The following is a 26,550-nucleotide window of genomic DNA, read 5'->3' as shown; positions in this document are numbered from 1 at the left end:
GGCCGGGCTTGACCCGGCCATCCACAATCTTTTGTGCAGCACCAAGAACGTGGATGCCCGGGACAACCCCGGGCATGACGACCGCGTAGTCACAATCGGCGCTCGCGTTCCCGGCCGGATGGTCTATAAGGCCCTCCGATCCCAATGAAATTCGTTCATTTCCGGCCGATGGCTTCATCGCAACAGGCGAAATCGTCCAAATCTGCCCATGGCTTGCTGACGGGGCTGGCCGTTGCCGCGTGCCTGCTCGCGGGCCTGCCGGGCGCTCGCGCCCAGGCACCGTCGAAGCAGCCTCCCGCGCCACCTCGAGCCGCCCCCCAGGCCGTGCCCGGGTTCTGGGACCCGCGGCGGCGCCCGGAGCGGCCCGACCTGTCGCGCCTGACGGTGATCCGCTTCCTGACCGAGACCGATTATCCGCCGTTCAACTACACCGGCGCCGACGGCAATCCGGCCGGCTTCAACGTCGATCTCGCCCGCTCGCTTTGTGAAGAGGTCAAGGTTACCTGCACCGTGCAGATGCGCCGCTTCGAGACGCTGGTCGATGCGCTCACCTCGAACCGGGGCGATGCGATCATTGCGTCCATGGCGGTGAGCCCGCAGCTTCGTGCACGCGTCGATTTCACCGATCCCTATTACCGCGTGCCGGCGCGTTTCGCCTCGCGCAAGGATGCGGTGATGCCGGAGATCCGGCCCGAATATCTCGAAGGCAAGAAGGTCGGCGTCATCGCGGGCTCCGCGCATGAGGCCTATCTCAAGGCGATGTTCACCGACGCCGAGTTGCACGGCTATCCCAATGACGATGCTTTGCGCGCCGGCTTGCGCAAGGGCGAGGTTGATCTCATCTTCGGCGACGCCATCTCGCTGGCGTTCTGGATCAACGGCACTGATTCCGGCGATTGCTGCGCCTTCTCCGGCGGTCCCTTCGTCGAGAGCCGCTTCTTCGGCGAAGGCATCGGCATCGCCGTGCGCAAGGGCAACGACGTGCTGCGCCAGGCCCTGAACTGGGCCCTGTTTCGCGTCTGGGAAAAAGGCCGCTACACCGATCTGTGGCTGCGGTATTTTTCGGTGAGCCCGTTCTAACCCGGTCGCTGCTTCCTCCGCCGTCATTGCGAGGAGCTCTTGCGACGAAGCAATCCAGGCTGTTTCCGCAGTGACGGTCTGGATTGCTTCGCTACGCTCGCAATGACGGTGTGAGAGGCAACACCGCCCCACAAAATTGCATTCTGCCCGGAAATCGCTATTTTCCGCGGGCCGGAGGCCCCTTGATGTCCGTTATCGATCCCAACATGAGCCCGAGCGATCTTCGTGCGCTCGCCGAACAATCCAACGCCTGGCCGTTCGAGCAGGCGAAGGCCATTGTCGCGCGGCTCAAGAAAAGCCCGAAGGACGAGGTGCTGTTCGAGACCGGCTATGGTCCGTCCGGCCTTCCGCACATCGGCACGTTCGGCGAGGTCGCGCGCACCTCGATGGTGCGCCATGCCTTTCGTGTGCTGACCGAGGACAAGATCAAGACCCGCCTGCTTGCCTTCTCCGACGACATGGACGGCTTGCGCAAGGTGCCGGACAATGTGCCCAACAAGGACATGCTGGCGAAATATCTGGGGCGGCCGCTCACCGCGGTGCCCGATCCGTTCTCGAACGAGCATCCGTCGTTTGGTGACGCCAACAACGCACGCCTGCGCGCCTTCCTCGATCATTTCGGCTTCGACTACGAGTTTGCAAGCTCGACCGTCTATTACAAGTCCGGCCGCTTCGATGCGACGCTGCTCAGGATGCTCGCGGCCTATGACCAGGTGATGGCGATCATCCTGCCGACGCTCGGGCCCGATCGCCGCGCCACCTATTCGCCGTTCCTCCCCGTCAGCAAGACCACCGGCATCGTGCTGCAGGTGCCGATGATCCGCCGCGACGTCGCGGCGGGCACGGTGACCTATGTCGATCCCGACACGAACCAGGAAGTCGAGACGCCGGTGACCGGCGGAAACGTCAAATGCCAGTGGAAGGCCGACTGGGCGATGCGCTGGGTCGCGCTCGGCGTCGACTACGAGATGGCCGGCAAGGACCTGATCGATTCGGTCAAGCTGTCCGGCGCGATCGCCAAGGCGCTCGGCGGCACGCCGCCCGAAGGCTTCAACTACGAGCTCTTCCTCGACGAGAAGGGCCAGAAGATCTCGAAGTCGAAGGGCAACGGCCTCACCATCGACGAATGGCTGCGCTATGCCTCGCCGGAATCGCTGTCGCTGTTCATGTATCGCGAGCCGAAGGCGGCGAAGCGGCTGTATTTCGACGTCATCCCGCGCAATGTCGACGACTACCAGCAATTCAGTGACGGCTTTGCCAGGCAGGACGACAAGCAGCAGCTCGGCAATCCGGTCTGGCACATTCACTACGGCCATCCGCCGAAGGCCGATATGCCCGTGACGTTCCAGCTGCTCTTGACGCTGGTGTCGTCGTCGAACGCGGAAAACGCCGAGACGCTGTGGGGCTTCATTGGCCGCTACCGTCCCGGCGTGAGTCCGCAGACGCATCCGAAGCTCGACGCGATGGTCGGCTACGCCATCAACTATTACCGCGACTTCGTCGCGCCGACGAAGCAGTTCCGCCAACCGACCGACGTCGAGCGCGCCGCGTTGCAGGATCTGCGCGATGCGCTGTCGCAGCTTCCGCAGGAGTCCTCCGCCGAGGACATTCAGAACGTCGTCTACGAGATCGGCCGCCGCGAGCCGTTCCTCGACCAGGTCAAGAAGGGCAAGGACGGTCGTCCCGGCGTCACGCTCGACTGGTTCAACATGCTCTACCAGGTGCTGCTCGGCCAGGAGAAGGGCCCGCGCTTCGGCTCGTTCGTCGCGGTGTATGGCGTGCAGAACGCAGTCAACATGATCGACGGCGCGCTGGCGCGGAGTGCGTAGACCATCCACGGTGTCATCGTCCGCCTTGTGCGCACTTGCGCACTGGAGCGGACGATCCAGTATTCCAGAGGCAGCCGTTATAGAGTCGACAGCTCGCGGCGTACTGGATTCCCCGCTTTCGCGGGGAATGACAGCGGCGCAAGCTCACTGGCTCGCCCACACAATCCGCGCGATCCATGCAACATCGCTCGCTGCCATCGTCCGCTCTCCCTGCGTCGCATCGAGCGGCTGCAATTCCAGCGCCTTCGCCGTGCGGCGCTTCAGCATCGCGAGCATCATTTCGCCCGCCTTCGCCTTCACCACGACGCGATCGCCCTTGCGGATCGGTGCGCCAGGCGAGACCAGGATGACGTCGCCGTCGCGATAGGCGGGCGCGAGCGCGTCGCCGGAAATCTTCAGCGCAAAGGCGTGGTTGTCCTCGGCGTTCGGCAGCGCGATCTCGCCCCAGCCCTTGCCGGACGGAAAGCCGGATTCGTCGAACGCGCCGCTTAAGCCTGCCTGCGCGAAGCCGAGCAGCGGCACGGCACGGCCGTCGCCAGCATCATCACCGATCAGCCTGGCGAAAATGTCGATCGAGGACTCCGCGGCCGCCAGTGCCTTCGCGATCGATTCGGTCGAGGGCCAGCGCGCGCGGCCGTCGGAGGTGACGCGCTTGGACTTGTTGAAGGTGGTGGGATCGAGCCCGGCCCGCTTGGCAAGGCCGGACGACGACAGCCCTGCGCGCGCAGCCAGTTGGTCCAGCGCGGCCCAGATCTGGTCGTGGGTCAGCATCCTCTGCGCTTTGGCCTGCTTGACCATGGAAGGTCCAGCCCGTCGCAACTCAGGAAAACTGTCCTCAAATCAACCGGTTTTCCGTTTTTCGCGCAAGGGGCGACGAGGAAAGCGCTTTCAAGCGAAGTGGGTACCGGTTCGCGTCAAGAAAACGCGTCAAAACAAATTTAGAGCCCCGTTCCGATGAAATCGGAACGGAATAGGCTCTAACTCTTGAGTTCGAGAGGTGTGGCCTTTACGGTCGCGCCCGGGTTTTCAGACCCGTAAGAGACGAAAAACCCCAAGAGACTCAAAGGGCTCCAGTAAGCATTGGTCAAGATCTACAAAATCTGTCCGGCCTCGGCCTGGCGCGAGGCGGAACGGCAGGGCGTGTACCGGGGCAGCGCGGATGACGAGCGCGATGGATTCATCCATTTCTCGACCGCCGCCCAGGTTCCGGAGACTTTGCGCAAGCATTATTTCGGCCAGCGTGCGCTGTTCCTGGTCGAGATCGACGGCGACGCGCTCGGAGCCGAGCTCCGTTGGGAGCGCTCGCGCAATGACGAGCTGTTTCCGCATCTCTATGGCGAGCTCGATCTCGGCGCGGTGCTCTCGGTGATCAATCTCAACATGCGCTCCGATGGCAGCCACGACACCCCGGAGCTTGCCCCGTGATCCGCGCTTTCGACGCCTTCTCGCTGCCGGTGTTGCGCTGGCTCGATCCGGAGGACGCGCACCGTCTTGCGATCCAGGGACTGCGCTTCCTGCCGCCGATGAAGCCGCGGCCGGACGATCCAAAACTCGCGGTGCGCGCCTTCGGGCTGAACTTTCCCAACCCGATCGGCATGGCCGCGGGCTTCGACAAGAGTGCGGAAGTGCCGGACGGGCTGCTGCGATTAGGCTTCGGCTTCGTCGAGATCGGCTCGGTCACGCCGAAGCCGCAAGCAGGCAATCCGCGACCGCGACTGTTTCGCCTCGAGCGTGACGAGGCCATCATCAACCGCATGGGCTTTAACAATGATGGCGCGGAAGTAGCCCTGCGCCGGCTGGCGGCCCGCGCGCAACATGGCGGCATCGTCGGCGTCAATGTCGGCGCCAACAAGGATTCGCCCGACCGCGTCGCCGACTACGTCAAGCTGATCGAGACCTTTGCGCCGGTTGCGAGCTATTTCACCGTCAACGTGTCCTCGCCCAACACGCCGGGGCTGCGCAATCTGCAGGAAGGCGCGCTGCTCGACGATCTCCTCGGACGCGTGATCGATGCGCGCGATCGGGTGCGCGAGAGCGCCGGCGATACGCCGGTGCTGCTGAAGATCGCACCCGATCTCAGCCTTGCCCAGCTCGACGACGTCGTGCAGGTCGCGCGCTCACGCAAGGTCGACGGCATGATCGTGTCGAACACGACCATCGCGCGGCCGAGCACGCTACGCGAGGAAATGCGGTCGAAGGAGCAGGGCGGCCTGTCCGGCCGGCCGCTGTTTCGCCTGTCGACGCGCATGGTCGCCGAGACCTATGTGCGCGTCGAGGGCGCGTTCCCGCTGATCGGTGTCGGTGGCGTGGACTCCGGCGGTGCGGCGCTGACAAAAATCCGCGCCGGTGCCAGCCTGATCCAGCTCTATTCATCGCTGGTCTACAAGGGCCTCGGCCTCGTCGACGAGATCAAGCGCGATCTGACCTCGACGCTGCTGCGCACGGGGCGGGATTCGCTGTCCGAGATCGTCGGCGCCGATGCGGCGACGCTGACGGCGGAAGACTGGCCGGGGATGTAGCGCGGTCTCGTGCCCCGGACGCAGCGCAGCGCTTCTTCAGCGGTGCGCTGCAGAGCCGGGGCCCACAAGCCGCTGGGTCCCGGCCCTGCGGAGCAGCGTTTCACGCTGCAGCGCGTCCGGGACACGATCGCTACGATTTCGGGAACGTCGCCCGATACAGCGCCGGATACCGTGCGCCCTGCAAGCCGCCGCGGGCGACATAGAACGTGATCAGCGCGCACCACAGCCCGGCATTGCCCAGGGATTGCAGCGCCCACCACACGCCTGCGAATATCGCGAGCGAGGTCAGCATCAGGTTTCGCATCTCGCGCGCCCAGGTGGCGCCGACATAGATGCCGTCGAAGCCGAAGGCGAATACGCCGGGGATCGGTGCCAGCACGATGAACACCAGGAATTCGCGCGCGGCGCGGCGGACGTCTTCGCTCGCGGTCATGAAGTTGATCAGGTTCGGCCCGAACAGCGCGAACAGCACTGCGACGACGATGGCGAAGCCGAGGCCCCACAGCAGCACCAGCCGGGTCGAATCGGCAAAGCCCTTGGCGTCGCGGGCGCCAAAGCTTCGGCCGCAGAGCTGCTGGGCGGCGTTGGCGAGGCCGTCGAGGAAGAAGGCGCTGACCAGCAGGAAATTGTTGAGCACGGAGTTCGCGGCCAGCGTCACGTCGCCGGCGCGCGCGCCTTTGGCGGTGAAGAACAGGAAGACGGTGATCAGCGCCGCGGTGCGGATCATGATGTCGGAGTTGACCGCCAGCAGTCGCATCAGCTTTGCGCGATCGAGCAGCGTTGCGCGGGGAACGTCAAAGCCGCCATACGCATAGCGCCGGCAGACGATGACGCCGAGCACGAAACCGATACCCTCCGACAGCAGGGCGGCGATCGCCGCACCCGCAATGCCGGTGTCGTAGACCAGCACCAGCAGAATCGTCGCCGCCATGTTGATGAGGTTGATGACGACCTGGAGCGCGAGCGCCGGATTGGCGCGGGCCTGTCCGACCAGCCAGCCGAGAATGACGTAGTTCGCGAACGCGAACGGCGACGACCAGATCCGGATCACGAAATAGGTTTTTGCGGCGCGCGTCACGCCCGCGCTGCCGCCCATCAGGTCGAACAGCACGCCGGCCAGCGGCAATTGCAGCGCGATCAGTGCGGCGCCGATCAGGCCGGCGACGATGAAGCCGCGCACCAGGATCACGGTCTGCTCGCGGACCTCGCCCGCGCCGAGCGCCTGGGCGGTGAACGCCAGCGTGCTCATGCGCAGGAAGCCGAACAGCCAGAACAGGCAGTCGAAGATGACGGAGGCCATCGCGACGCCGCCGAGCAGCGCGGCATCGTCGAGCCGGCCGATTGCGGTGGTCGAGACCACGCCGATCAGGGGCGTGGTGAGGTTCGCGACCATCGCAGGACCTGCGATGGCGAACACCTGGCCGGAGCCGACCCTGGGATGAACGGGCGCGTGCATGTCAGAACACCAGCACCATGCCGTCTTCGGCAGCGAGATGTTCGATGTCATCGAGACGCGACAGCACGTCGTCGCTCATATGGGTGAGGACAAGACGTTTTGCGCCGATGGCTGGCAAATGCTGTTCCAGGGTTTTCAGGCTGAGATGGTTCTTGACCACCTTGTCGTACATATACGCTTCGGCAATGAAAAGGTCCGCGCCGTGCGCCAGCGGAAAGAGCGTCTCCGTCCATTCGGTGTCTGCGCTGTAGGCCAGCGTGCGGCCTTCGGCCTCGACGCGATAGGCGAGGAAGGGCCCGCCGGATTCGCCATGCACGACAGGATAGGGCGTCACATTCACCGGGCCGAAGCTTTGGCTTTGTTCGGGGGCGAGTTCGACGATGTTCAGTGCGAAGCGCTGCTTGGTCTTCGAGGAATGCTCGAACAGCGCTTCCATCACCTGCGTCAGCCGCGTCTCGATGCCTTGCGGACCCGCGATGGTGAGCGGCCGCGTCCGCCGCGAGAATTGGGCATCGAGCACAAGGAAGGGCAAGCCGGCAAAATGGTCGCCGTGGAAATGCGTGATCAGGATGAGATCGATGTCGTTGCGATCGATCTCGAGCCGCTTCAGCGCCGGCAGGGCCGACGCGCCGCAATCGATCAGGAAATTCGTTTCGCGCCCTGAAACGTGGAAACAGGTGTTGAGCCTGCCGCCCGAGCCGAAGGCATCACCGCAGCCGACGAAACGCAGTTGCATCTGCTGCGCACTCCCTGGAGCATGATCCGGAAAAGTGTGAAGCGATTCTCCGACAAGATCATGCTCAAAAATAACGACTTAGCGGCGCGGCGAGCCGAACACGCGCGACAGCAGCCAGATCGGGATCACGATAACCGCGCCGAGCAGGAAGTAGCGCCACAGCCAGCTCACGGCATCGAAGCCGAGATCCCACAGCCGCTGGAACAGCAGACGAATGCTGATGAGGATATTCCACGGATCGAAGCCGATCGCGGCCAGCACGACGCCGACCAGGATCGAGAGCAGCACCAGGCGAAACGCGACCGCCAGCGGCGAGCCGCCGAGAAAGCGGTGCAGGCCATCGCTGCGGCCGGCCGGCAAATCTCTGACGTCGTGGGCCATCTCAGAAAACTCCTCGCGGGGATTCGTCCCGATTATAGGTCACGGCGGGGGACATGGGGAACCCGCATTTCCCCGTCAATGGCCATCGGCGGATCCTGCAACCTTAATTGTTGGTAGGGATTCGTCCGCCTTCAGCATTCTTTCCAGCGTTTCCAGCCGGTCGGCCTCCCGCGGCGGCTTGTCCCAGCGCAGCCGGCTGATGCGGGGAAAGCGCATGGCGACACCGGATCTGTGCCGCGGCGAGCGCTGCAGCCCCTCGAAGGCGACCTCCAGCACCAACCCCTTGTCGCCCTCGTGCACGACATGGCGGACGGGGCCGAACTTTTCGGTGGTGTTGCGGCGGACGAAGCGGTCGATCTGCAGCAGCTCCTCGTCGGTGAAGCCGAAATAGGCTTTTCCGACCGGCACCAGCTCGTCGCCGTTCTCGGTCTCGGTCCAGACGCCAAAAGTATAGTCGGAATAATAGGACGAACGCTTGCCGTGGCCGCGCTGCGCATACATCAGCACGGCATCGATGATGTGCGGATCCCGCTTCCACTTCCACCACGGCCCTTTCGGCCGTCCCGGTAGATAGGGCGCGTCGCGCCGCTTCAGCATCACGCCCTCGACGGCGTCGGCATCCGCGCCCGCACCAGCGCTCGCGGGATCGGCGCGGGCGGCGGTGAGTGCGTCCCAGCTTGCGAAGTCGACGGTGGGCGACAGATCGATGCGGGGATCGCCAAGCTTTGCGACGAACGTCTCCAGCCGCTCGCGCCGTTCGGCGAACGGCAGCTCGCGCAGATCGTTCTCGTCGTCGCCGAGCAGATCGTAAGCGCGAAGGTGGATCGGGAACTCCTTGATCAGTCTTAGCGAGACGACCTTGCGGTTGAGGCGTTGTTGCAGGACGTTGAAGCTCTGGACGCGCCCTTCGCGCAGGATCAGCAGCTCGCCGTCGATCGCGCCCGGCAGGCGCAAAGACGGCACCAGGTCCGGAAAGCTCCCGGTGATGTCCTCGCCGGTGCGCGAATAAAGTCGCGGCGTGATTTGCCCGCGCTCGTCGCGGCCGGCCACCGCCTGCACGCGGATGCCGTCCCATTTCCATTCGGCGACGTAGTCGGCGGGATCGAGGCTCGCGAAATCGCCGTCCTCGATCGCATGCGCCAGCATCACGGGGCGGAACGGCGCGGGATCGCGATTGACCGGCTTTTCACCGCGGCCTTCCAGCCAGGCGAACAAGTCGAGATAGGGGGGGCTGAGGCCCGGCCAGATCAGCTCGACCTCATGCGGGTCCTTGTCGCCGAGCGCGGCGGCCGCGGTCTTCGCCAGGCGTGCGGAGATGCCGATGCGCAACGCGCCGGTGACGAGCTTGAGCAGCGCCCAGCGGCCGGTCTCGTCGAGCTCGTCGAGCCAGCGTTCGAGCTGCTTCGGCAATTCGGTCTTGCCGAGCGTGCGCAGCGTGGTGACGACCTCGGTGAGGGTCGGGGGAGGCGGGTTGTTGTGGGCGGCCAGGGCCGCCCGCGGCCACATCAGCGCCACCGTCTCCGAGAGATCGCCGACATAATCGTAACTCAGCCCGAACAGCACCTCATCCGTGCGCGACGCAATGAGATCGCGGATCAGCGCCGGCTTGGCATGCTTGAAGCTGAGCGCGCCGGTGAGCGCGGCCAGTGCGTAGCCGCGGTCGGGATCGCCAACTTCGCGAAAGTAGCCCGCGAGCAGGCGCAGCTTGTTGTTGCGGCCGGGCTCGTAGGCGAGACGGTCCAAGAGCTCGGCGAAGCGGTTCATGCCTCGGCCTCGCCCTGAACCGGCGTCTCGCTCTCCTCCTCCTCGCCATAGCCGACGAGATCGAGCGGCTGCGCCCGCAAGCCACGCGACTTGCACCAATGCACCAGCGCGTCTTCCTGGCCGTGGGTGACCCAGATCTCGCCGGCGCCGGTCGCAGTGATCGTCGCGGTGAGGCCGTCCCAATCGGCGTGATCGGAGATCACCAGCGGCAATTCGATGCCGCGCTGCCGCGCGCGGGCACGCACGCGCATCCACCCCGATGCGAACGCGGTGACGGGATCGGGGAAGCGCCGCGTCCAGATGTCGGATGTGGCCGAGGGCGGTGCGAGCGTGATGGTGCCGGCGAGCGCCGCCTTCTTCACGCCCATCACCGGCCTGAGCTCGCCGAGGTCGATGCCGCGGCTCTGGTAGTAATGCGTGATCGACTCCATCGCGCCATGCAGATAGATCGGCGCGTCGTAGCCGGCCTGGCGCAGCAGCGCGATCACGCGCTGGGCTTTGCCGAGCGAGTAGGCGCCGACCAGATGCGCACGCTCGGGAAACAAGGCGACGGAGGCCAGCAGCTTGTTCACCTCGTCCGCGGCGTCGCCATGGCGAAATACCGGCAGGCCAAAGGTGGCCTCGGTGATGAAGACGTCGCAGGGCACCAACTCGAACGGTACGCAGGTCGGGTCGGGCGCGTCCTTGTAGTCGCCGGAGGCGACAATGCAGGTGCCGTTGCAGGTGACAGCGATTTGCGCCGAGCCGAGCACATGACCGGCCGGGTGGAATTTCACGCTTGTGTCGCCGAGCCGGATTTCCTCGCCATAGCTGATGGTCTGCGTCGAGCCGGCAAAATTCTCACCATAGCGCAGCCGCATCATGTCCAGCGTTTCTTGCGTCGCCAGCACGGCGCCATGGCCCGCGCGGGCATGGTCGGAATGGCCGTGAGTGATCACGGCCCGCTCGACCGGGCGGATGGGATCGATATGGAATTTGCCGGGCCTGCAGCACAGGCCGTCAGCAGTTGGCAACAGGATGTCTTGCGGCCGCATGCCTGATATATAGGTCGCTCCACCGCATCTTCGAGTCGCCACCCGCTTCGCTTCCTGGTTCCCAATGCCGCTCCGCCTGTTTCTGACCTCCGGCGATCTCATGGCCGACCGCCGTTTCGAGTTCGCGCGCGACCTCCAGCTCAAGGGCGATCTGCCCGCCGCCGCCGATCTCATCGAACAGGCAATCGAGCTTGCGCCTGACTTCACCTCGGCCTGGTTCACGCTCGGCGAGATCCGCCAGCAGCTCGGCGAGCGCGACAAGGCGATTGCGGCGTTCCGCGAAGCGCGCCGGTGCGATCCCGGGGACCAGCACGGCGCCCGCCTGCATCTGATACGGCTCGGCGACACCGAGATGGCGGAGATGCCAAAAGCCTATGTGCAGGCGCTGTTCGACCAATATGCGCCGCGCTTCGAGCACACACTGGTCAACGATCTCGGCTATCGCGCGCCGTCGCTGATTTTCAAGGCGGTGCTGGCCGCCCGCGGCGCCGCGAAGAAGCCGGCCCTGTTCAAGCGCGCCATCGACCTCGGCTGCGGCACGGGACTCGCGGCAGCGGCCTTCGCCAGACAGGTCGACCATTTCATCGGCATCGATCTGTCGCCCGGCATGATCAAGGAAGCGCGCGCCACTACACTCTATGCTGAGCTCGAAGTCGCCGACATGATCGAGGGCCTGCGCAGCAAGGCCGATGCCAGCGCGAACCTCGTCGTCGCCGCGGACGCGTTCGTCTATCTCTCAGACCTTGCGCCGGTGCTCACCGAAGCCAGGCGCGTGCTGGTGTCAGGCGGCGTGCTCGCCTTCACGCTGGAGACGCATGACGGCAGCGGCATCGTGCTCGGCGAAGGCCTGCGCTATGCCCATGCGGCGGAATATGTCCGCGGCGCGCTTGCGAAGGCCGGGCTGAAGCTGCTGACGCTGGAGCCGGCGTCGCCGCGCATCGAGAACAACGAGCCGGTGCGCGGTATCGTCGTCGTCGCCGAGAAAACTTGAGTCTAGGCGCTAAACACCCGGCAATTTAAGCGTCATTGCGCCGCCCAGCGACGAACTTCCTACTTGCGAGCCGTGCCGCGAAGCCAGCACAATGCGCGCGTTAGGGAGAGAAACAACAATGACGACAAATCCATCGCGGCGCGATGTCAGCGCCGCCGCGCTCGCCACCATTGCCGCATCCGTCCTGCCCGCGCCCTCAGTCCGGGCCGCCGAGAAGAAATACGATTCCGGCGCCAGCGACAGCGAGATCAAGATCGGGCAGACCGTGCCGCATTCCGGTCCCGGCTCGCTCTACGGCGTGCTCGGGCGCATCGGCGAGGCCTATTTCCAGATGCTGAACGAGAAGGGCGGCATCAACGGGCGCAAGATCAACTTTCTCACCATGGACGACGCCTACAGCGCACCGAAATGCGTCGAGGCGACGCGGCGCCTGGTCGAGCAGGAGGAGGTGCTTGCGCTCTACGGCTCGCTCGGCACCGCGCCGCAGACCGCCGTGCACAAATACCTGAACTCCAAGGGCGTGCCGCAGCTGCTGCTCAACACCGGCGCGTCGAAGTGGAATAACCCGAAAGAGTTCAAGTGGACGATGGCGGGCCTGCCGCTCTATCCGACCGAGGCGCGCATCCTGGCGCGGCATGTCGTCGCCGTGAAGCCGAATGCCAAGGTCGGCATCCTCTACCAGAACGACGATTTCGGCCGCGACTTCCTCGGTCCGTTCAAGAAGGTGCTGGCCGATGCCGGCGGCACCGCATCGGTGATCATGGAGCAGACTTACGACCTGACCGATCCCACCGTCGATTCCCAGCTCATCAATCTCTCCAAGTCGGGCGCCGACGTGTTCTACAATATCTCGACCGGCAAGGCGTCGTCGCAGTCGATCCGGAAAGTCGCCGAGCTCGGCTGGAAGCCGCTGCAGCTGTTGTCGGCGGGCTCAACCGGCCGCTCGATCCTCAATGCCGCGGGCCTGGAGAACGCCGCCGGCATCGTCGCCATCCGCTACAACAAGGAAGTCGGCCTGCCGAAATGGGAAAAGGACCCCGACGTCATGGCGTTCGAGGAGCTGCGCAAGAAGTACACGCCGGCGATCGATCAAGACAACACCATCGCGTTCGCCGGCTACGGCCAGGCCGTCACCATGGGTGAGATCCTGCGCCGTTGCGGCGACGAGCTCACCCGCGCCAACGTGCTGAAGCAGGCCTCGACGCTGAAAGGCTTCCACTCGCCCTATTTCCTCGACGGTGTCACCTACGACTATACGCCCGACGACTACACGCCGATGAAGACGCTCTACATCTCGATCTTCAGCGGCAAAGATTGGGATATCTCGGACAAGCCGATGTCGGAGTAGGGGCTGCCCACCCCTCGACGAACCCGTCGCCACGGCTTACCTGTGAAGCCGTGCCGCCCCGCATCCTCAAAATCCCGGCCGAGCCGGCCACGCTGCTGCCCGACCGCTTCCAAAAGTGGTTTGCGGCCCGCGGCTGGTCGCCGCGCGAGCATCAGCTCGCACTGCTGGAGAAGGCGCGCGAGGACCGCTCGGCCTTGCTGATCGCGCCGACCGGCGCCGGCAAGACGCTGGCCGGATTTTTGCCGACGCTGGTGGAGCTGAGTGCCGCGCCGACCTCTCCCGCGAAATCCGTTGTCTCCACCGGCCGCGCCGTGCAACGCAGCGGCGGCCTGCACACCCTCTACATCTCGCCGCTGAAAGCGCTCGCCGTCGACATCGCGCGCAATCTGGAGCGGCCGGTCGCCGAGATGAGCCTGCCGATCAAGATCGAGACCCGCACCGGCGATACGCCGGTGTCGCGGCGCCAGCGGCAGCGGCGCTATCCGCCGGACGTTTTGCTGACGACGCCCGAGCAGCTCGCGCTGCTGCTGTCCTCCGATGACGCGCCGTTCCTGTTCTCCTCGCTCAGGCGCATCGTGCTTGACGAACTGCATGCGCTGGTGACGTCGAAGCGCGGCGATCTCTTGTCGCTCGGCCTTGCGCGACTGTGGCGGCTGGCGCCCGATATGCGCGCCATCGGATTGTCGGCGACCGTGGCCGAGCCGGAATCGCTGGCCCGCTTTCTGGTGCCGCAACCGAAAGACCAGGCCGTATCGGCCGACATCGTCATCGCCGGCGGCGCGGCGCCGCCGTTGGTAGAGATGCTGGATACACGCGAGCGCCTGCCCTGGGCCGGCCACAGCGCGCGCCACGCGCTTCCCGAAATCTACCAGCTGATCAAGGCGAACAAGACCACGCTGGTGTTCGTCAACACCCGCAGCCAGGCCGAGATGCTGTTCCAGAACCTCTGGAGCATGAACGACGACAACTTGGCAATCGCGCTGCATCACGGCTCGCTCGACGTCGCGCAGCGGCGCAAGGTCGAGGACGCCATGTCGGCCGGCAGATTGCGCGGCGTGGTCTGCACGTCCTCTCTAGACCTCGGCGTCGACTGGGGCGATGTCGACCTCGTCGTCAATATCGGCGCACCGAAGGGCGCGTCGCGCCTGATGCAGCGGATCGGCCGCGCCAACCATCGCCTCGACGAAGCCTCGCGCGCCGTGCTGGTGCCGGCCAATCGCTTCGAGGTGCTGGAGTGCCGCGTCGCCATCGACGCCATCGCCGAAAATGCGCAGGACACGCCGCCCCTGCGCATTGGTGCCCTCGACGTGCTGGCCCAGCACGTGCTCGGCTGCGCCTGCGGCGAGCCGTTTTTCTCCGGGGAGCTTTACGACGAAGTGCGTACCGCCGCGCCCTACGCCGATCTCACGCGGCAGGATTTCGACGACGTCGTCGACTTCGTCGCGTCCGGCGGCTACGCGCTGAAGACCTATGAGCGCTTCGCCCGCATCAAGCAGGACAAGGAGGGCCGCTGGCGCGTCGCCAATCCAAAAGTGCGGCAGAGCTACCGGATGAATGTCGGCACCATCGTCGAGGACGACATGCTGAAGGTGCGGCTGGTGCGCTCGCGCGGCGGTGGTGCCGGCTCCACGGGCGTGATCGCGCGCGGTGGCCGTTTGCTCGGCGAGATCGAGGAGGCCTTCATCGAGGGCCTCAGTCCCGGCGACACCTTCGTGTTCAGCGGCGAGGTGGTCCGCTACGAAACCCTGGTCGAGGATCAGGTCTTTGTCTCGCGCGCCCATGACAAGGACCCCAAGGTGCCGTCCTATATGGGCGGCAAGTTTCCGCTCTCGACCTATCTCGCCGAGCGTGTCCGCCGCCTGCTTGACGACGGGCGCGCATGGACCAGTCTGCCGGAGCAGGTCCGCGACTGGCTGTCTCAGCAGAAGGACGTCTCGCGCGTGCCTGCGGTGCGCGAGCTGTTGGTGGAAAGCTTTCCGCGCGCCAGCAAGCATTACATCGTCTGCTATCCCTTCGAAGGCCGCCTCGCGCACCAGACCCTTGGCATGCTGCTGACGCGGCGGCTGGAACGCGTTCGCGCCCGCCCGCTCGGCTTCGTCGCCAACGAATATGCGGTGGCGATCTGGGCGCTCGGCGACATGTCCTTCATGATCCGGCATGGCAGGCTCGATCTCGACGCGCTGTTCCACCCTGATATGCTCGGCGACGATCTCGAGGCCTGGCTCGCCGAATCGGCGCTGATGAAGCGCACCTTCCGCAATTGCGCGATCATCTCCGGCCTGATCGCGCGCCGCCACACCGGCGAGGAGAAGAGCCGCCGCCAGGTGCTGTTCTCGACCGATCTCGTCTACGACGTGCTGCGCAAGCATCAGGCCGACCACGTCCTGCTGCGCGCCGCGCGCGCCGATGCCGCCACCGGGCTGCTTGATCTGCGCCGCCTCGGCGACATGCTGACCCGCATCCAGGGCCGCATCACCCACCGGGAACTCGACCACGTCTCCCCGCTCGCCGTTCCCGTGATGCTGGAAATCGGCCGCGAGTCAGTTTATGGCGAAGCTGGCGACGAGCTGCTGGCGGAAGCCGCCGACGAGCTGGTCAAAGAGGCGATGTCGTAGAGAATTTGCCAGTGAGGCGCGCTGATCCATCCACATCGTCATGCCCGGGCTTGTCCCGGGCATCCACGACTTTGCCTCCACGGCAAGAACGTGGATGGCCGGGCACAGGCGAGCGGAAGCGACGCCGTTCGTCGAACGGCTATGCCCGGCCATGACGGAGCAAGCAGCATTTTCGGTGGCGACGACGCGCAGCGTCGACGTCGCAGGCGTCCCGTTTCACGCCGATCTCTCCGGCGCCCTGTTCTGGGACGAGCAGCGCCTGCTGGTCGTCTCCGACCTGCATCTCGAAAAGGGGTCCAGCTTCGCCACCCGCGGCGTGCTGCTGCCGCCCTACGACACGCTGGCGACGTTGAGCCGGCTCACTGCTGTCATCTCCCGCCATAATCCCAAAACCGTCATCGCGCTCGGCGACAGCTTTCACGATCGTTCCGCGCATGAGCGTCTGTCCGCGGATGACCGCGATGCCGTCGCGGCGCTCCAGAGCGGGCGCGACTGGATCTGGATCTCCGGCAATCACGATCCCATGCTGCCGCGCGATCTCGGCGGCACCGTCGCCGATGAAGTCGCGATCGGTCCGATCACCTTCCGCCACGAGCCGACCGGCGCGCATGGCGAGATCGCCGGCCATCTGCATCCCAAGGCCCGCGTCTCCGCGCGTGGCCGCTCGATGGAACGGCGTTGCTTCGCCAGCGACGGCATGCGCGCCGTGATGCCCGCCTTCGGTGCCTATGCGGGGGGCCTCAGCATCCGCGACGTCGCGTTTGCAAGAATATTTCCGAACAGCGGTTTTGTCGCGCACCTCCTCGGCGACCGCCGCGTGCACGCGATCGCCGCGTCACGGTGTTACTAGGCCGCGCTCTGTAGGGTGGGCAAAGCGGTAGCGTGCCCACCATCTGCAACACTCGCTGAACGATGGTGGGCACGGCGCTTTGCGCCTTTGCCCACCCTACCAATCCCGCAAATTCATGCCGCTTTCGCCTGCACGTCCTCGCAGAACTCCGCGAGGCGATCCGCCAGCCGCAGCGTCGCGGAGCTGGCGTTCGGCGCGGCCATCAGCGCCACCTCGGTGCGGTTGATCGGCGCAAAGCCGTCCTTCGCCGTCAGCACGCGATGGTCGGCCTGGATCGACATCTCCGACAAGATGCTGAGGCCCATGCCGGCGGCGACCGCGGCCTGGATGCCGGCGAGGCTCGATGACGAATAGGACATGTGCCAGGCCCGGCCGGCGCTTTCCAGCGCATGGATCGCGCCGGCGCGGTAGAGGCAGCCGGGCGGAAAGCCGATCAGCGGCACCGAGGACGCGTTGACATCGACCGGATGGCTCTTGCTGGTGACCCAGTGCACCCGCTCCGGCCACACCGCGATCGCGCCCTTCGCGCCGGCCTCGCGCTTGAACAGCGCAAGGTCGAGCTCGCCGCGTTCGAGGTCGCGGGCGAGATTCTTGCTCTGGTCGGCGCGCACATCGAGCCGCAGGTTCGGATGCGAGCGTGAGAACGCGCCCAGCAGCTTTGCCAGCCGATACGCCGCAAAATCCTCGGGGATGCCGAGCCGGATCGCGCCTTCGCCTTCGTCGCGCAGCACGTCGCGCGCCTCCTCGGCGAGCGTGAGCAGACGCCGCGCATAGGACAGCAGCCGTTCGCCGGCCTCAGTGGGGCGCACATCCTTGCCGTCACGGTGCAGCAGCACCTGACCGACATCCTCTTCCAGCCGCTTGATCTGCTGGCTGACGGTCGATTGCGTGCGGTGGACGCGCTCGCCGGCGCGGGTGAAGCCGCCGGCCTCGACCACCGAGACGAAGCTGCGCAGGAGCTCCAGATCGAGCATGGCTGCCTCCATTCGAAAAGCCACTGATTGCGAGTTAATCATTTAATTTCCAAATGACAAGCCCGATCCCTAGATCGAGGGCCTAGGAGAATGCCCCCATGTCCCTCGCCCCCTCGGTCGCCGTCCCACGTAGCCGCTTCAACACTTTGCCGCTCGCGATCGGACTGTTTTGCCTGCTCTGGAGCTATGCCTTTGTCGCCGGCAAGATCGGCGTCACCCATTGCCCGCCGCTGATCCTGCTCGCCGCGCGTTTCTCGCTCGCGGGCGTCTTGATCCTCGGTGCCACGGCTATCCGCGGCGACTGGTCATTGTCGTGGCGCGATGCCGTGATCTTTGCCGTGCTCGGCATCGCCAACAACGCGCTCTATCTCGGGCTCGGCTACACCGGCCTGCAATCGGTCTCCGCCGGCCTCGGCGGCCTGATCGTCTCGGCCAACCCGGTGTTCACGGCCGCGCTCGCGGCGCTTTTGCTCGGCGAGGGCATGACCTGGCGCAAGGCGAGCGGCCTCCTGCTCGGCATCATCGGCGTCACCCTTATTGTCTGGCATCGCCTGTCGGTCGGCACCGACAGCCTGCACGGCATCCTCTTCACCCTGGCCTCGCTCGCGTCGATCGTCGCCGGCACCATCCTGTTCAAGCTGCTCGCGCCCAAGGGGTCGCTGTGGATCGGCAACGGCGTGCAGAATCTCGCCGCCGGCATCGTGCTGACGCCGGTCGCGCTCACCTTCGCCGACGTTCACGCGATCGATTTCACGCCGAGGCTGATCGGCGCCTTCGCCTTTCTCGTGCTTGGCGGCTCGATCCTGGCCTACTGGCTCTGGTTTCATCTCCTGAAAGTGTGTGGCGCGACCGCGGCCAGTGCCTATCATTTCCTGATGCCGCCGCTCGGCATGCTGTTCGCGTATCTCGTGCTGGGCGAGCACGTCGAAGCGCGTGACTTGCTGGGGATCATTCCGGTGGCGCTCGGCATTTACCTGGTGACGCGCCCCGCAAAGCCCGTCGTGTAAGAGGAGGTCCCTCATGCCTGTTTCCATCACCCTGATCGGCGGCCCCACCGCGCTGATCGAGATCGACGGCTTTCGCCTGCTCACCGATCCCACTTTCGACGCCCCCGGCGCCTATCAGCTGCCGCATGTGAAGCTGGAGAAGACCATCGGTCCCGCGATGAAGGCCGATGCGATCGGCCCGATCGATGCCGTGCTGCTCAGCCACGACCAGCATGCGGACAATCTCGACAATTCCGGCCGTGAATATCTGCTCAAAGCACCGCGCGCGCTGACGACTGAGGCCGGCGCCAGGCGTCTCGGCGGTCATGTCGAGGGCCTTGCGCCCTGGGCGACCGCGCATCTGAAAGACGACGACGGCAACACGCTGACCATCACCGCGACGCCGGCGCGCCACGGCCCGGCCGGCATCGAGCCGCTGTCGGGCGACGTCATCGGCTTCGTGGTGCAGTCGAGCCGCAAGGATACGCGCCCGGTCTATATCAGCGGCGACACCACCTGGTTCGACGGCGTCGCCGAGGTCGCGCGCCGCTTCAAATGCGGCGTGGTGCTGCCGTTCGCGGGCGCGGCGCAAACGCGCGGGCCGTTTCATCTCACCATGGACACCAACGACACCATCGAGACCGCGCGCGCCTTCCCCGACGCGATGATCGTGCCCGTGCATACCGAGGGCTGGGCGCATTTCCGCCAGAACAGCGAGGACCTGCGCAAGGCATTCGACGTGCTCGGGTTCGGGACGCGGCTGCGGCTGCTCGAGCCGGGCGTGCCGACGGTGGTGGAGGCGCCGTGATGTGAGGTGCGGCGAACGCTCTCCTCGTCGTCATGGCCGGGCTTGACCCGGCCATCCACGTCTTTATTGCCGAGTGTAAGAACGTGGATGCCCGGGACGAGTCCGGGCATGACGGTGTGGTGGCAGTTTGCGCGCCTAACTCAATCCTTCCTGAAAACAATCGACGCCATCCATCCCGTCATCAGCGCCATCGCCGCCGTGACCAGGCCGTAGACCAGCCCGTTCTGCCGTGCGGTGTTGGCCACGAACTGTTCAAATCCGACCTTGACGATCTCGAACGCGGTCTCGGTCTTGCCGACGAAGGCGCCATTCGCGAACAGCTTGATCTCGACCTCATAGGTGCCGATCGGGACCTCCGCCGGCAGCGGGATGCCGGTGCGGAACAGCGTCGGCGTCAGGAACGTCACCGCACTCGCATCCTCGCGATAGAGCCCGCGCTGGGTGCGCAGGCGGATGAAGGCGGAGCGGAACGCATCGTTCGGCACCACGTCGGCGTAGTCGCCGCTGACGCGCTGGGTCAGCAGCACGTTGTTGAGCCCGATCTGCTGCCGCCGCGCGATCTCGGGCGAGGTGATGCTGTCGAACGGGCGATTGGCGAACAGCGCCAGATAGCTCGGCACCTGCAAAAACTGCCGGTAGTCGGTGTTGATCCAGATGCCGAAGGTGCGCTCCTTGCGCCGCGTCACCATGTCGGCGCGCGGGCCCATCACGGTGACCACGAGATCGTAAGCCGTGCGGTCGGCGGGCGTGGCGGCATCCTTCTCCACCGAGCCGAACAGCACCAGCTCTTCGCCGGAATAGTTCGGCGTCACCGTGACGCGATGGTTGGAGACCGACACGATCAGCCGCTCGGCCCGCGCGGACGTGCCGAGCAGCAGGACGAGGAGAGCCGCAGCGAGCGCACGCATCATCCGCCCACTCCCAGCTCACGTATGGTGAAGAGGTCTTCGGGGCGGATCACCAGCGCGACCGCGAAGCGGACGCCGACCGATAGGATCAACAGGCCGAGCAGCAGCCGCAACTGCTCGCCGCGGATCTTCTGGCCGGCGCGGGCGCCGAATTGCGCGCCGGTGACGCCGCCGACCATCAGGATCAGCGCCAGCACGGCGTCGACGAGGTGATTGGTCGCCGCATGCAGCATGGTTGCGAACAGCATGGTGACGAGCGTCAGGACCATCGAGGTCCCGATCACCGTCGAGGTCGGCACCCGCAGGATATAGATCATGATCGGCACCAGGATGAAGCCGCCGCCGATGCCCATGATCGCGCCGACGAAGCCGATCACGATGCCGATGACGACCACTGGGATCACCGACAGATAGATCTTCGAGCGCTTGAACCGCATTTTCAGCGGCAGGCCGTGAATCCAGTTGTGGGTTCGCCGTGGCGGCACGGCGCCGCGCCGGGTCCGCATCAGCGCGCGCAAGCCCTCGGAGAACATCAGGCTGCCGACCGTGCCGAGCAGCACCACGTAAGAGAGCGCGATCATCAGGTCGAGCTGGCCGAGCGCGCGGAGCTGCGTGAAGGTCCACACGCCCAATGCCGTTCCGGTCACGCCGCCGCACAGCAATACGCTCGCCAGCGCCGGATCGATCGCGCGCCGCCGCCAATAGGTGAGCGCGCCGGAAAACGACGAGGCCGCGATATGGCTGGCGACGGAGGCGACCGCGACCGCCGGCGTGATGCCGATGAATATCAACAGCGGCGTCATCAGGAAGCCGCCGCCGATCCCGAACATGCCGGAGACGAAGCCGACGGCCGCGCCCATCGCCAGCACCAGGAACACGTTGACCGGAAGATCGGCGATCGGAAGGTAGAGCTGCATCGGACCCACGCACCGGCGAGACGGATCGATTTCGCGGAGCGCTCGCAGGAGGGCATGCCGCGCCCTTCAATAGCGGAATTTGGTGCAGGGCGGGACCGGGAAATTTGCGCGTGGTGAATGGGAGAGAGGGATCAGATAGCTGCTTCACTGCGCGCCGAGGATTTCGTCTCCTTCTCCGCTGTCAGGCCCCGGCTTGACCGGGGCATCCAGTACGCCGCGGCTTCTCCGCATCAAACCGGCGTCTCTGGAATACTGGGCGCCCGGTCAAGCCGGGCGACGACAAGAGGGGAGAGCGTACTAGACCGATCAATGCGCAGCCGACGCCGATTTCTTCGTCGCCACCGGCTTCGGCGCGGGTTTGCCGTTCGCCTGCGGTGCGGTGTCCCAGCCGCCGGCGGGCCCCTGGACGTTGACGGCGTCGTCGGGCTGCGGCTCGGCGCTGAAGGTCTGGATCGCGAGCTTGGCAGCGGCGAGCGACTGCGGGTCGAGGCGCTTGGCGACGTCGTCGCGCTTGGTCGCCGCGTCCGCGTCGCCCTGTCCGGCCGCAAGGGTGAACCATTTGTAGGACTCGGCGAGGTTCTGCTCGACGCCAATGCCGCGGGCATAGAGGATGCCGAGGTTGAACTGGCTGTCGGCGACGCCGCGGTCGGCGGCCTTGCGGAACCACTGCGCCGCGCGCTTGTAGTTGGCGCCGCGTCCGCCGCCGTCGGCGTCGAGCACGGCGAGATTGTGCATCGCCTTGGCGTTGCCGCGCTCGGCGGCCTGGGTGTAGTAGCGGCGGGCGATGTCGGCGTCTTTCTTCACGCCCAGGCCCTTTTCGTAGAGCGTGCCGAGACGGAAGGTCGCGGGCACCACGCCGGCCTGCGCCGCGCGATCGTACCACTTCGCCGCTTCGTCGTAGTTCGCGGCCACGCCCTTGCCCTCGGCAAAGCGCACGCCGATCTCATAGGCCGCGGTCGCATCGCCCTTCATCGCGGCGGTGCGCAGGCCCGGGCCCGCGATGCCGTCGGGCAGCTTCTCGCTCGGCGGCACCTGGACGACGCCGAGCCGCGCACGGCTCATGCCCGACAGTGCACCGGTGACGTCGCTGGAGGGCGCGGGTGGCGCCACGGCGGGAGCGGGCGGAATTTCGACCGAGGCCGTTCCACTGGGGTTCGTTGCAGCCGGCGCCGCATTGTTTTGGGACTGCTTCCCGATCGGCGTCGGCGAGGTCATCGACGGCGTGACCTGCTCGGGGGCGGCGGGCTTGCTCTCGACCGGCGGCGCCTGCGGTGCGGGCTGGCTCGACGTGTTCTCCATCGCCTGCGGTGACGGCGGCGCGCTGCCGCCTTCGAGCAGGTTCATCGCCATCTTGAAGGTGCCGAGCACGATCACGACCACGCTAGCGCCGACCAGCAGTGAGCGGATCTTTGAGGTAATGGTCGAGGCGCCTTGCTGTGCTTGTCCCTGTCCCTGTCCTTGGCCCTTGTCCTTGACGCGGGCCGCGAGCGCGGCCTTGACGCCGCGGGCCGGCTTCTCCGGCGGTTGCGCGGCGGCGGCTTGCGCGGCGCGGCGCGCGGCCGCGATGAAGCTCGACGACGACACCGGTTCCTTCGGCGCGGCGGGGATTTCGCTGATCGCGCTCTCGGACGCGGCAATGCGCTCGGACGGCGTGGCGGGGCGGCCGTTCGGACGCGTGCCGGGCTCGAGCGGATGATCCGGCGGCAGGTCGGGCGCGATCGCGGCGCGGGCGGGCGCCGTGTGCGGCTCGAGGATCTCGCTGATCGCACGCGGCGGAACCGGCGCCATCGGCACCGACGGCGGCGCCGCGGGCGCGGCAGCATGGAATTCACGCGGCGCAGCGACGAAGGTCGAGTGCGCGGGCTGCTGCGCGGCAGCCGGATTCGGCAGCTCGGGCTTCGGATCGTATTTCGGTTGCTGCGGCTGCGGCGGCCGCTGCTCGCGCGCCATCTGCGCCGGCTCGACCGGCGCGGCCATTGACGCTTGCGCGGGCATGGGCGCAGCCATCGGCGCAGGGGCCGGCGGCGCGGTGCGCACCGTGCGCAGATCGCCCTCGATCATCGAGAGACGATCGACGACATGGCCGAGCGTGTTGTGCACGGCCTCCAGCGAATCCTGCGTGCTGCGGTTGGTTTCGGCCTGGCTGTAGCGGATGTCGGACAGCTCGCGCTTGACGAGATCGACCATTCCGGAATCGGGAGCCGGCGCCGAGCTTCGGCTCTCGGCGAGCGCGGAATAGGTCGCCTGCTGCCGCTCGAGGTGGCGCAGGATGTCGTGCAGCCCGTCCTCGACACGGCTTAGGTTTCCGCCGCGCGAATCGGAGGCGGCCTCGATCCGCTCCAGCAGGTAGGAGACCCGCTGCTCGAGATGCGCGAAGGTCGAGGCCGAGTCATTGCCGACCTGCATGCGATCGAAACGGTCGGATAGCGCGCGGATTGCGCTTTCCAGATGTTCGGTGCTCTCGGCCGGTTGCGGCCGCTCGCGCGTTTCCAGCGCGGCGGTGAGCGCGGCGATGCGCTGCTCCAGCACGGCAAAGCTGTCGCCGCGGTCCGAGGAGCGATTGACCTGGTCGACCTTGGACGACAGCAGCTGCACGTCCTCGGAGAGCCGTGCCAGCGCTTCGTTAGAGGCGACGTTCGAGACGATGCCGCGCAATGCCGAGATCGCGCCTTCGAGCTGGCGCACTGTCGTGGGGTCGTCATTGGCGCGCAGGATCAGATCGAGCTTGGCGCCGAGATTGCGGATCGCCTCGTCATAGCCGGTGAGCTGCTCGGCCGGCGTCAGCGTGCGCAGCACCTGCTTGATGTCGGCGAGCGCGCGCTCGATGCCCGAGAGCACCTGGCCGTCGGTGCCATTGGAGCGGGTCTCGTCGATGCGACGGTGCAGCGAGCGGATCTCGTTCTCGATCGATTCGATCGCGCGGCGCGGCATCGCCTCGGTGATGGCGTTGCGGATCTCGGCGAGCTCGGCGCGGAAGCCGTTGATGGCCTGCTCGGTATTATCAGGCCGCTGCAGCGACTCGATCTGGTTCGTGATCTTGAGCAGATGGCGTTCGAGCGACGAGAAATCCGGCCCCGGCTGCGGTGGCGGCGGAGCATAGGCGGGCGCGGGCGGCGCCATTGGCGGCGCATAGGGTGCTGCCGAGGGCGCGATCGACGGCGCGGCACGCGGCGGCATCTGCCGCGGCGTGAAGCCGTCGAGCTCGCTCTGCCGTGCGGTGATCTCGGCAACCGCGACGTCGAACGACGCGGGGCTCAGGGGCGGCGAGCTGCGATAGACTTGTGCGGCCGCGCGCTCGACCGCGTCGGCCTGGCGCTGGCGCGTCTCGACCGGCGCGGCGCGCTGTGCCTGCGGCTGCTGCGCCTGAGGGGGCCGCGAGATCTGCGACAGGCGGGCATCGAGCCGTGAGATCGCGTCGTTGAGCTGGCGGGCGACGCCCTGCTCGCGCGAAGCGTCTTGTCGTGAAGCGTCTTGTCGTGACGTGTCCTGGCGCGGCGCGGCGGGCTTTGAAATCCGTTCGATCTGCTGGGTGATCGCGTCGAGCCGCTGATGGATGTCGGCGACTTCGCGGCTTTCCTGACTCGGCATCTGCTGCGCGCGCGGATCGGGACGCAGGTTCTGACGCTCGTCCTGACGCTGCTCGTAAGGCCCGCGAAAGTTCGGCGGGGCAGTCTCGCCGAGCGTGGAGTTCAGCCAATCGTTGAGTGACATGCCGGCGCGACGCGCAGCAGCTTCGGCCCGCTCCCTGACGGACGGATCGATACCGTCAACACTCCACGATACGCGCGAATTCATGACTCTGTCCGGTTCCGACTCCGGCGCCCCACCCGGCGCCTCCAGTCTCCCCACGCGTCCCGGTTGTAAGACAATCGAATTCGGCGCGGGTCGTCTGCCTCGAAAACCGACTTTTTCCTGTTACGGTAAATAACGGGTTAAGGAACGCAGTCCCGGTGTCTTAAAGTTGGGCGGCGGGAAAGAGGGGGCGCCACCGGTGTCATGCTCCGCGAAAGCGGGGCATCCAGTACGCCGCAGCTCCCCGGCTCTAGCCGCGCCGCCTCTGGAATACTGGATCGCCCGCTCCAGTGCGCAAGTGCGCACAAGGCGGGCGATGACAGCGGAGGAAATGGCGAGAACTCGCGCAGGGTTGGCCCGCTCAGCCTTTCTCCCGCTTGCCGTCGTCCAGCGGGACCACCGTGCTCTTGCCGTTCATCGCCGACAGCGCCTCGAGCGCTTCCTCGCAGAAATCGGCCACCATCTGCTCGTGCCGCGCGCCGAGGCGGAGCAGCAGCAGATTGCCGAGGTCGAGCACATCAGATGCCGTCCCCTCGGGAAAACGCTTCTTCAGGATCCGCTCGTAATTCTCGTGCCGGTCGCGGTGATGCTCCAGGCGGTCCATCAGGTCGGTGCGGATGGGCTCGATGTCGATGCTGTCGAGCGCATGCAGCCGCACCAGCAGGTCGTCCTTGATCGAGGGCGGGGTGCTCGGTCGCGCGGACCAGTGCCGCAGCGCTGTTCGACCTTCCGGAGTAAGCGTATAGATGAGCTTATTGGGCTTGCCGGACTGGACGACCTCGCGGCCCTGGATGTAGCCGCGGTCGCGCAGCTTGGAGAGCTCGCGATAGATCTGCTGGTGGTCGGCCTTCCAGAAGAAGCCGATCGAGGAATCGAAGGTCTTGGCGAGCTCATAGCCCGTCATCGGACGTTCCGTCAGGCATGCGAGGATTGCGTCGCCCAGCGCCATATGACTTGCCTCCCTGTGACCTTAACCAAGCAGCTTGACTTTATGCGTATCGACGCATATGCGTCAATGTGCATATGCGGCCACCCAAGGTCGGAGCTCAAGAACCGACCAGAAAACGCAGCGGAATCAACCTCTCGCTACTGTGCATGGGGTTGTTTTCGAGTTCTTGCCAAGGCCTTTGATCCACGGGAGGCAATCCTGACAATGACCGGCCTCGACTCCTGGTACGCCTTCATGAAGTCCCATGATGCGAAAGCGCTCTGGGACCTGCTGCATCCTGACGCCATCTTCGAAAGCCCCGTCGTGCACTCGCCGCAGCGCGGACGCGACATCACCTTCAAATATCTCGCCAGCGCCGAGAAGGTGCTCGGCGGTCCCGGCTTCAGCTATGTCGGCGAGTGGACCAGCGCCGACGGCGCCGTGCTCGAATTCAAGACTGTGATCGATGGCATCGAGATCAACGGCGTCGACATCATCAGCTTCGATGCCGAGGGTCGCATCACGAATTTCAAGGTGATGGTGCGCCCGCTCAAGGCCATCAACATGCTGCATCGCCTGATGGCGGAGCAGCTCGCCGCTGCTCAATCATAATTCAGCATCATCACTTCAAGGC

The 26,550-nt window shown here is 66.0% G+C and carries 22 protein-coding genes; 11 read left to right on the top strand and 11 right to left on the bottom strand.

Annotation, left to right across the window (positions count from 1 at the left end; all coding sequences use genetic code 11):
- Positions 1-168: 168 nt before the first annotated feature.
- Together FXB38_RS29520 and FXB38_RS29515 are read left to right on the top strand one after the other, a co-directional pair.
- Entirely contained in the window at positions 169-1,080 is a 912-nt protein-coding gene (locus FXB38_RS29520; protein ID WP_148754515.1) for an ABC transporter substrate-binding protein, read from the top strand.
- A 185-nt stretch (positions 1,081-1,265) separates the two neighbouring features.
- Positions 1,266-2,909: a lysine--tRNA ligase gene (locus tag FXB38_RS29515; protein WP_148754455.1), complete on the top strand. Its 1,644-nt coding sequence runs from the start codon at positions 1,266-1,268 to the stop codon at positions 2,907-2,909.
- Between the two features lie 144 nt (positions 2,910-3,053).
- Here FXB38_RS29515 and FXB38_RS29510 read toward each other — a convergent pair whose 3' ends face one another.
- Positions 3,054-3,707, bottom strand: coding sequence for a S24 family peptidase (locus FXB38_RS29510; protein ID WP_148754453.1), 654 nt, complete (start codon positions 3,705-3,707; stop codon positions 3,054-3,056).
- A gap of 282 nt (positions 3,708-3,989) precedes the next feature.
- On the opposite strand from FXB38_RS29510, the gene FXB38_RS29505 reads away from it, so the two are divergent.
- Both FXB38_RS29505 and FXB38_RS29500 read left to right on the top strand, forming a co-directional pair.
- Entirely contained in the window at positions 3,990-4,334 is a 345-nt protein-coding gene (locus FXB38_RS29505) for a DUF952 domain-containing protein (protein WP_148754451.1), read from the top strand.
- Positions 4,331-5,428, top strand: coding sequence for a quinone-dependent dihydroorotate dehydrogenase (locus tag FXB38_RS29500; RefSeq protein WP_148754449.1), 1,098 nt, complete (start codon positions 4,331-4,333; stop codon positions 5,426-5,428). The genes FXB38_RS29505 and FXB38_RS29500 overlap by 4 nt, the downstream gene beginning before the upstream one ends.
- A 130-nt stretch (positions 5,429-5,558) precedes the next feature.
- On the opposite strand, the gene FXB38_RS29495 is transcribed toward FXB38_RS29500, so the two are convergent.
- From FXB38_RS29495 to FXB38_RS29475, 5 genes are all read right to left on the bottom strand, one after another.
- Positions 5,559-6,884, bottom strand: coding sequence for an MATE family efflux transporter (locus FXB38_RS29495; RefSeq protein WP_148754447.1), 1,326 nt, complete (start codon positions 6,882-6,884; stop codon positions 5,559-5,561).
- Between the two features lies 1 nt (position 6,885).
- Positions 6,886-7,620 (bottom strand): MBL fold metallo-hydrolase, encoded by a 735-nt coding sequence (locus FXB38_RS29490; protein WP_148754445.1) that lies wholly within the window; start codon positions 7,618-7,620, stop codon positions 6,886-6,888.
- A 78-nt stretch (positions 7,621-7,698) separates the two neighbouring features.
- Positions 7,699-8,001 (bottom strand): DUF6460 domain-containing protein, encoded by a 303-nt coding sequence (locus tag FXB38_RS29485; RefSeq protein WP_148754443.1) that lies wholly within the window; start codon positions 7,999-8,001, stop codon positions 7,699-7,701.
- A gap of 75 nt (positions 8,002-8,076) precedes the next feature.
- The gene (locus FXB38_RS29480; RefSeq protein WP_148754441.1) at positions 8,077-9,765 is read right to left on the bottom strand and encodes a cisplatin damage response ATP-dependent DNA ligase; all 1,689 of its coding nucleotides are present in this window, start codon (positions 9,763-9,765) and stop codon (positions 8,077-8,079) included.
- Positions 9,762-10,799, bottom strand: coding sequence for a ligase-associated DNA damage response exonuclease (locus FXB38_RS29475; RefSeq protein WP_148754513.1), 1,038 nt, complete (start codon positions 10,797-10,799; stop codon positions 9,762-9,764). The genes FXB38_RS29480 and FXB38_RS29475 overlap by 4 nt, the downstream gene beginning before the upstream one ends.
- A 64-nt stretch (positions 10,800-10,863) precedes the next feature.
- On the opposite strand from FXB38_RS29475, the gene FXB38_RS29470 reads away from it, so the two are divergent.
- From FXB38_RS29470 to pdeM, 4 genes are all read left to right on the top strand, one after another.
- The gene (locus FXB38_RS29470) at positions 10,864-11,790 is read left to right on the top strand and encodes a class I SAM-dependent DNA methyltransferase (RefSeq protein WP_148754440.1); all 927 of its coding nucleotides are present in this window, start codon (positions 10,864-10,866) and stop codon (positions 11,788-11,790) included.
- A gap of 118 nt (positions 11,791-11,908) precedes the next feature.
- Complete coding sequence (locus tag FXB38_RS29465; RefSeq protein WP_148754438.1) at positions 11,909-13,138, top strand: ABC transporter substrate-binding protein; 1,230 nt, start codon at positions 11,909-11,911, stop codon at positions 13,136-13,138.
- A gap of 50 nt (positions 13,139-13,188) precedes the next feature.
- Positions 13,189-15,753: a ligase-associated DNA damage response DEXH box helicase gene (locus tag FXB38_RS29460; RefSeq protein WP_148754436.1), complete on the top strand. Its 2,565-nt coding sequence runs from the start codon at positions 13,189-13,191 to the stop codon at positions 15,751-15,753.
- A gap of 151 nt (positions 15,754-15,904) precedes the next feature.
- Positions 15,905-16,603, top strand: coding sequence for a ligase-associated DNA damage response endonuclease PdeM (gene pdeM, locus FXB38_RS29450; protein ID WP_148754434.1), 699 nt, complete (start codon positions 15,905-15,907; stop codon positions 16,601-16,603).
- Between the two features lie 113 nt (positions 16,604-16,716).
- Here pdeM and FXB38_RS29445 read toward each other — a convergent pair whose 3' ends face one another.
- Positions 16,717-17,577 (bottom strand): LysR family transcriptional regulator, encoded by an 861-nt coding sequence (locus FXB38_RS29445; RefSeq protein WP_187435224.1) that lies wholly within the window; start codon positions 17,575-17,577, stop codon positions 16,717-16,719.
- A gap of 98 nt (positions 17,578-17,675) precedes the next feature.
- Between FXB38_RS29445 and FXB38_RS29440 the strand changes: the two genes are divergently transcribed.
- Both FXB38_RS29440 and FXB38_RS29435 read left to right on the top strand, forming a co-directional pair.
- Positions 17,676-18,584: a DMT family transporter gene (locus tag FXB38_RS29440; RefSeq protein WP_148754430.1), complete on the top strand. Its 909-nt coding sequence runs from the start codon at positions 17,676-17,678 to the stop codon at positions 18,582-18,584.
- 13 nt (positions 18,585-18,597) lie between these two features.
- The gene (locus FXB38_RS29435) at positions 18,598-19,371 is read left to right on the top strand and encodes an MBL fold metallo-hydrolase (protein WP_148754429.1); all 774 of its coding nucleotides are present in this window, start codon (positions 18,598-18,600) and stop codon (positions 19,369-19,371) included.
- A 140-nt stretch (positions 19,372-19,511) separates the two neighbouring features.
- On the opposite strand, the gene FXB38_RS29430 is transcribed toward FXB38_RS29435, so the two are convergent.
- The 4 genes from FXB38_RS29430 to FXB38_RS29415 form a co-directional block, all read right to left on the bottom strand.
- The gene (locus FXB38_RS29430; RefSeq protein ID WP_148754427.1) at positions 19,512-20,282 is read right to left on the bottom strand and encodes a TIGR02186 family protein; all 771 of its coding nucleotides are present in this window, start codon (positions 20,280-20,282) and stop codon (positions 19,512-19,514) included.
- Positions 20,279-21,196, bottom strand: coding sequence for a sulfite exporter TauE/SafE family protein (locus FXB38_RS29425; RefSeq protein WP_148754425.1), 918 nt, complete (start codon positions 21,194-21,196; stop codon positions 20,279-20,281). The genes FXB38_RS29430 and FXB38_RS29425 overlap by 4 nt, the downstream gene beginning before the upstream one ends.
- 306 nt (positions 21,197-21,502) lie before the next feature.
- Entirely contained in the window at positions 21,503-24,991 is a 3,489-nt protein-coding gene (locus FXB38_RS29420) for an SEL1-like repeat protein (RefSeq protein ID WP_187435223.1), read from the bottom strand.
- A 358-nt stretch (positions 24,992-25,349) separates the two neighbouring features.
- On the bottom strand, positions 25,350-25,937 hold the full coding sequence (locus FXB38_RS29415) for a PadR family transcriptional regulator (protein ID WP_148754423.1): 588 nt from the start codon (positions 25,935-25,937) through the stop codon (positions 25,350-25,352).
- Positions 25,938-26,141: 204 nt separating this feature from the next.
- Between FXB38_RS29415 and FXB38_RS29410 the strand changes: the two genes are divergently transcribed.
- A complete protein-coding gene (locus tag FXB38_RS29410; protein ID WP_148754422.1) occupies positions 26,142-26,528 on the top strand; it encodes a nuclear transport factor 2 family protein in 387 nt (128 codons plus the stop codon).
- Positions 26,529-26,550 lie beyond the last annotated feature (22 nt).

It is taken from the genome of Bradyrhizobium cytisi, from assembly GCF_008123515.1.
GTDB classification, from domain to species: Bacteria; Pseudomonadota; Alphaproteobacteria; order Rhizobiales; family Xanthobacteraceae; genus Bradyrhizobium; species Bradyrhizobium cytisi.
This window is presented reverse-complemented; position numbering and strand designations above follow the sequence as displayed.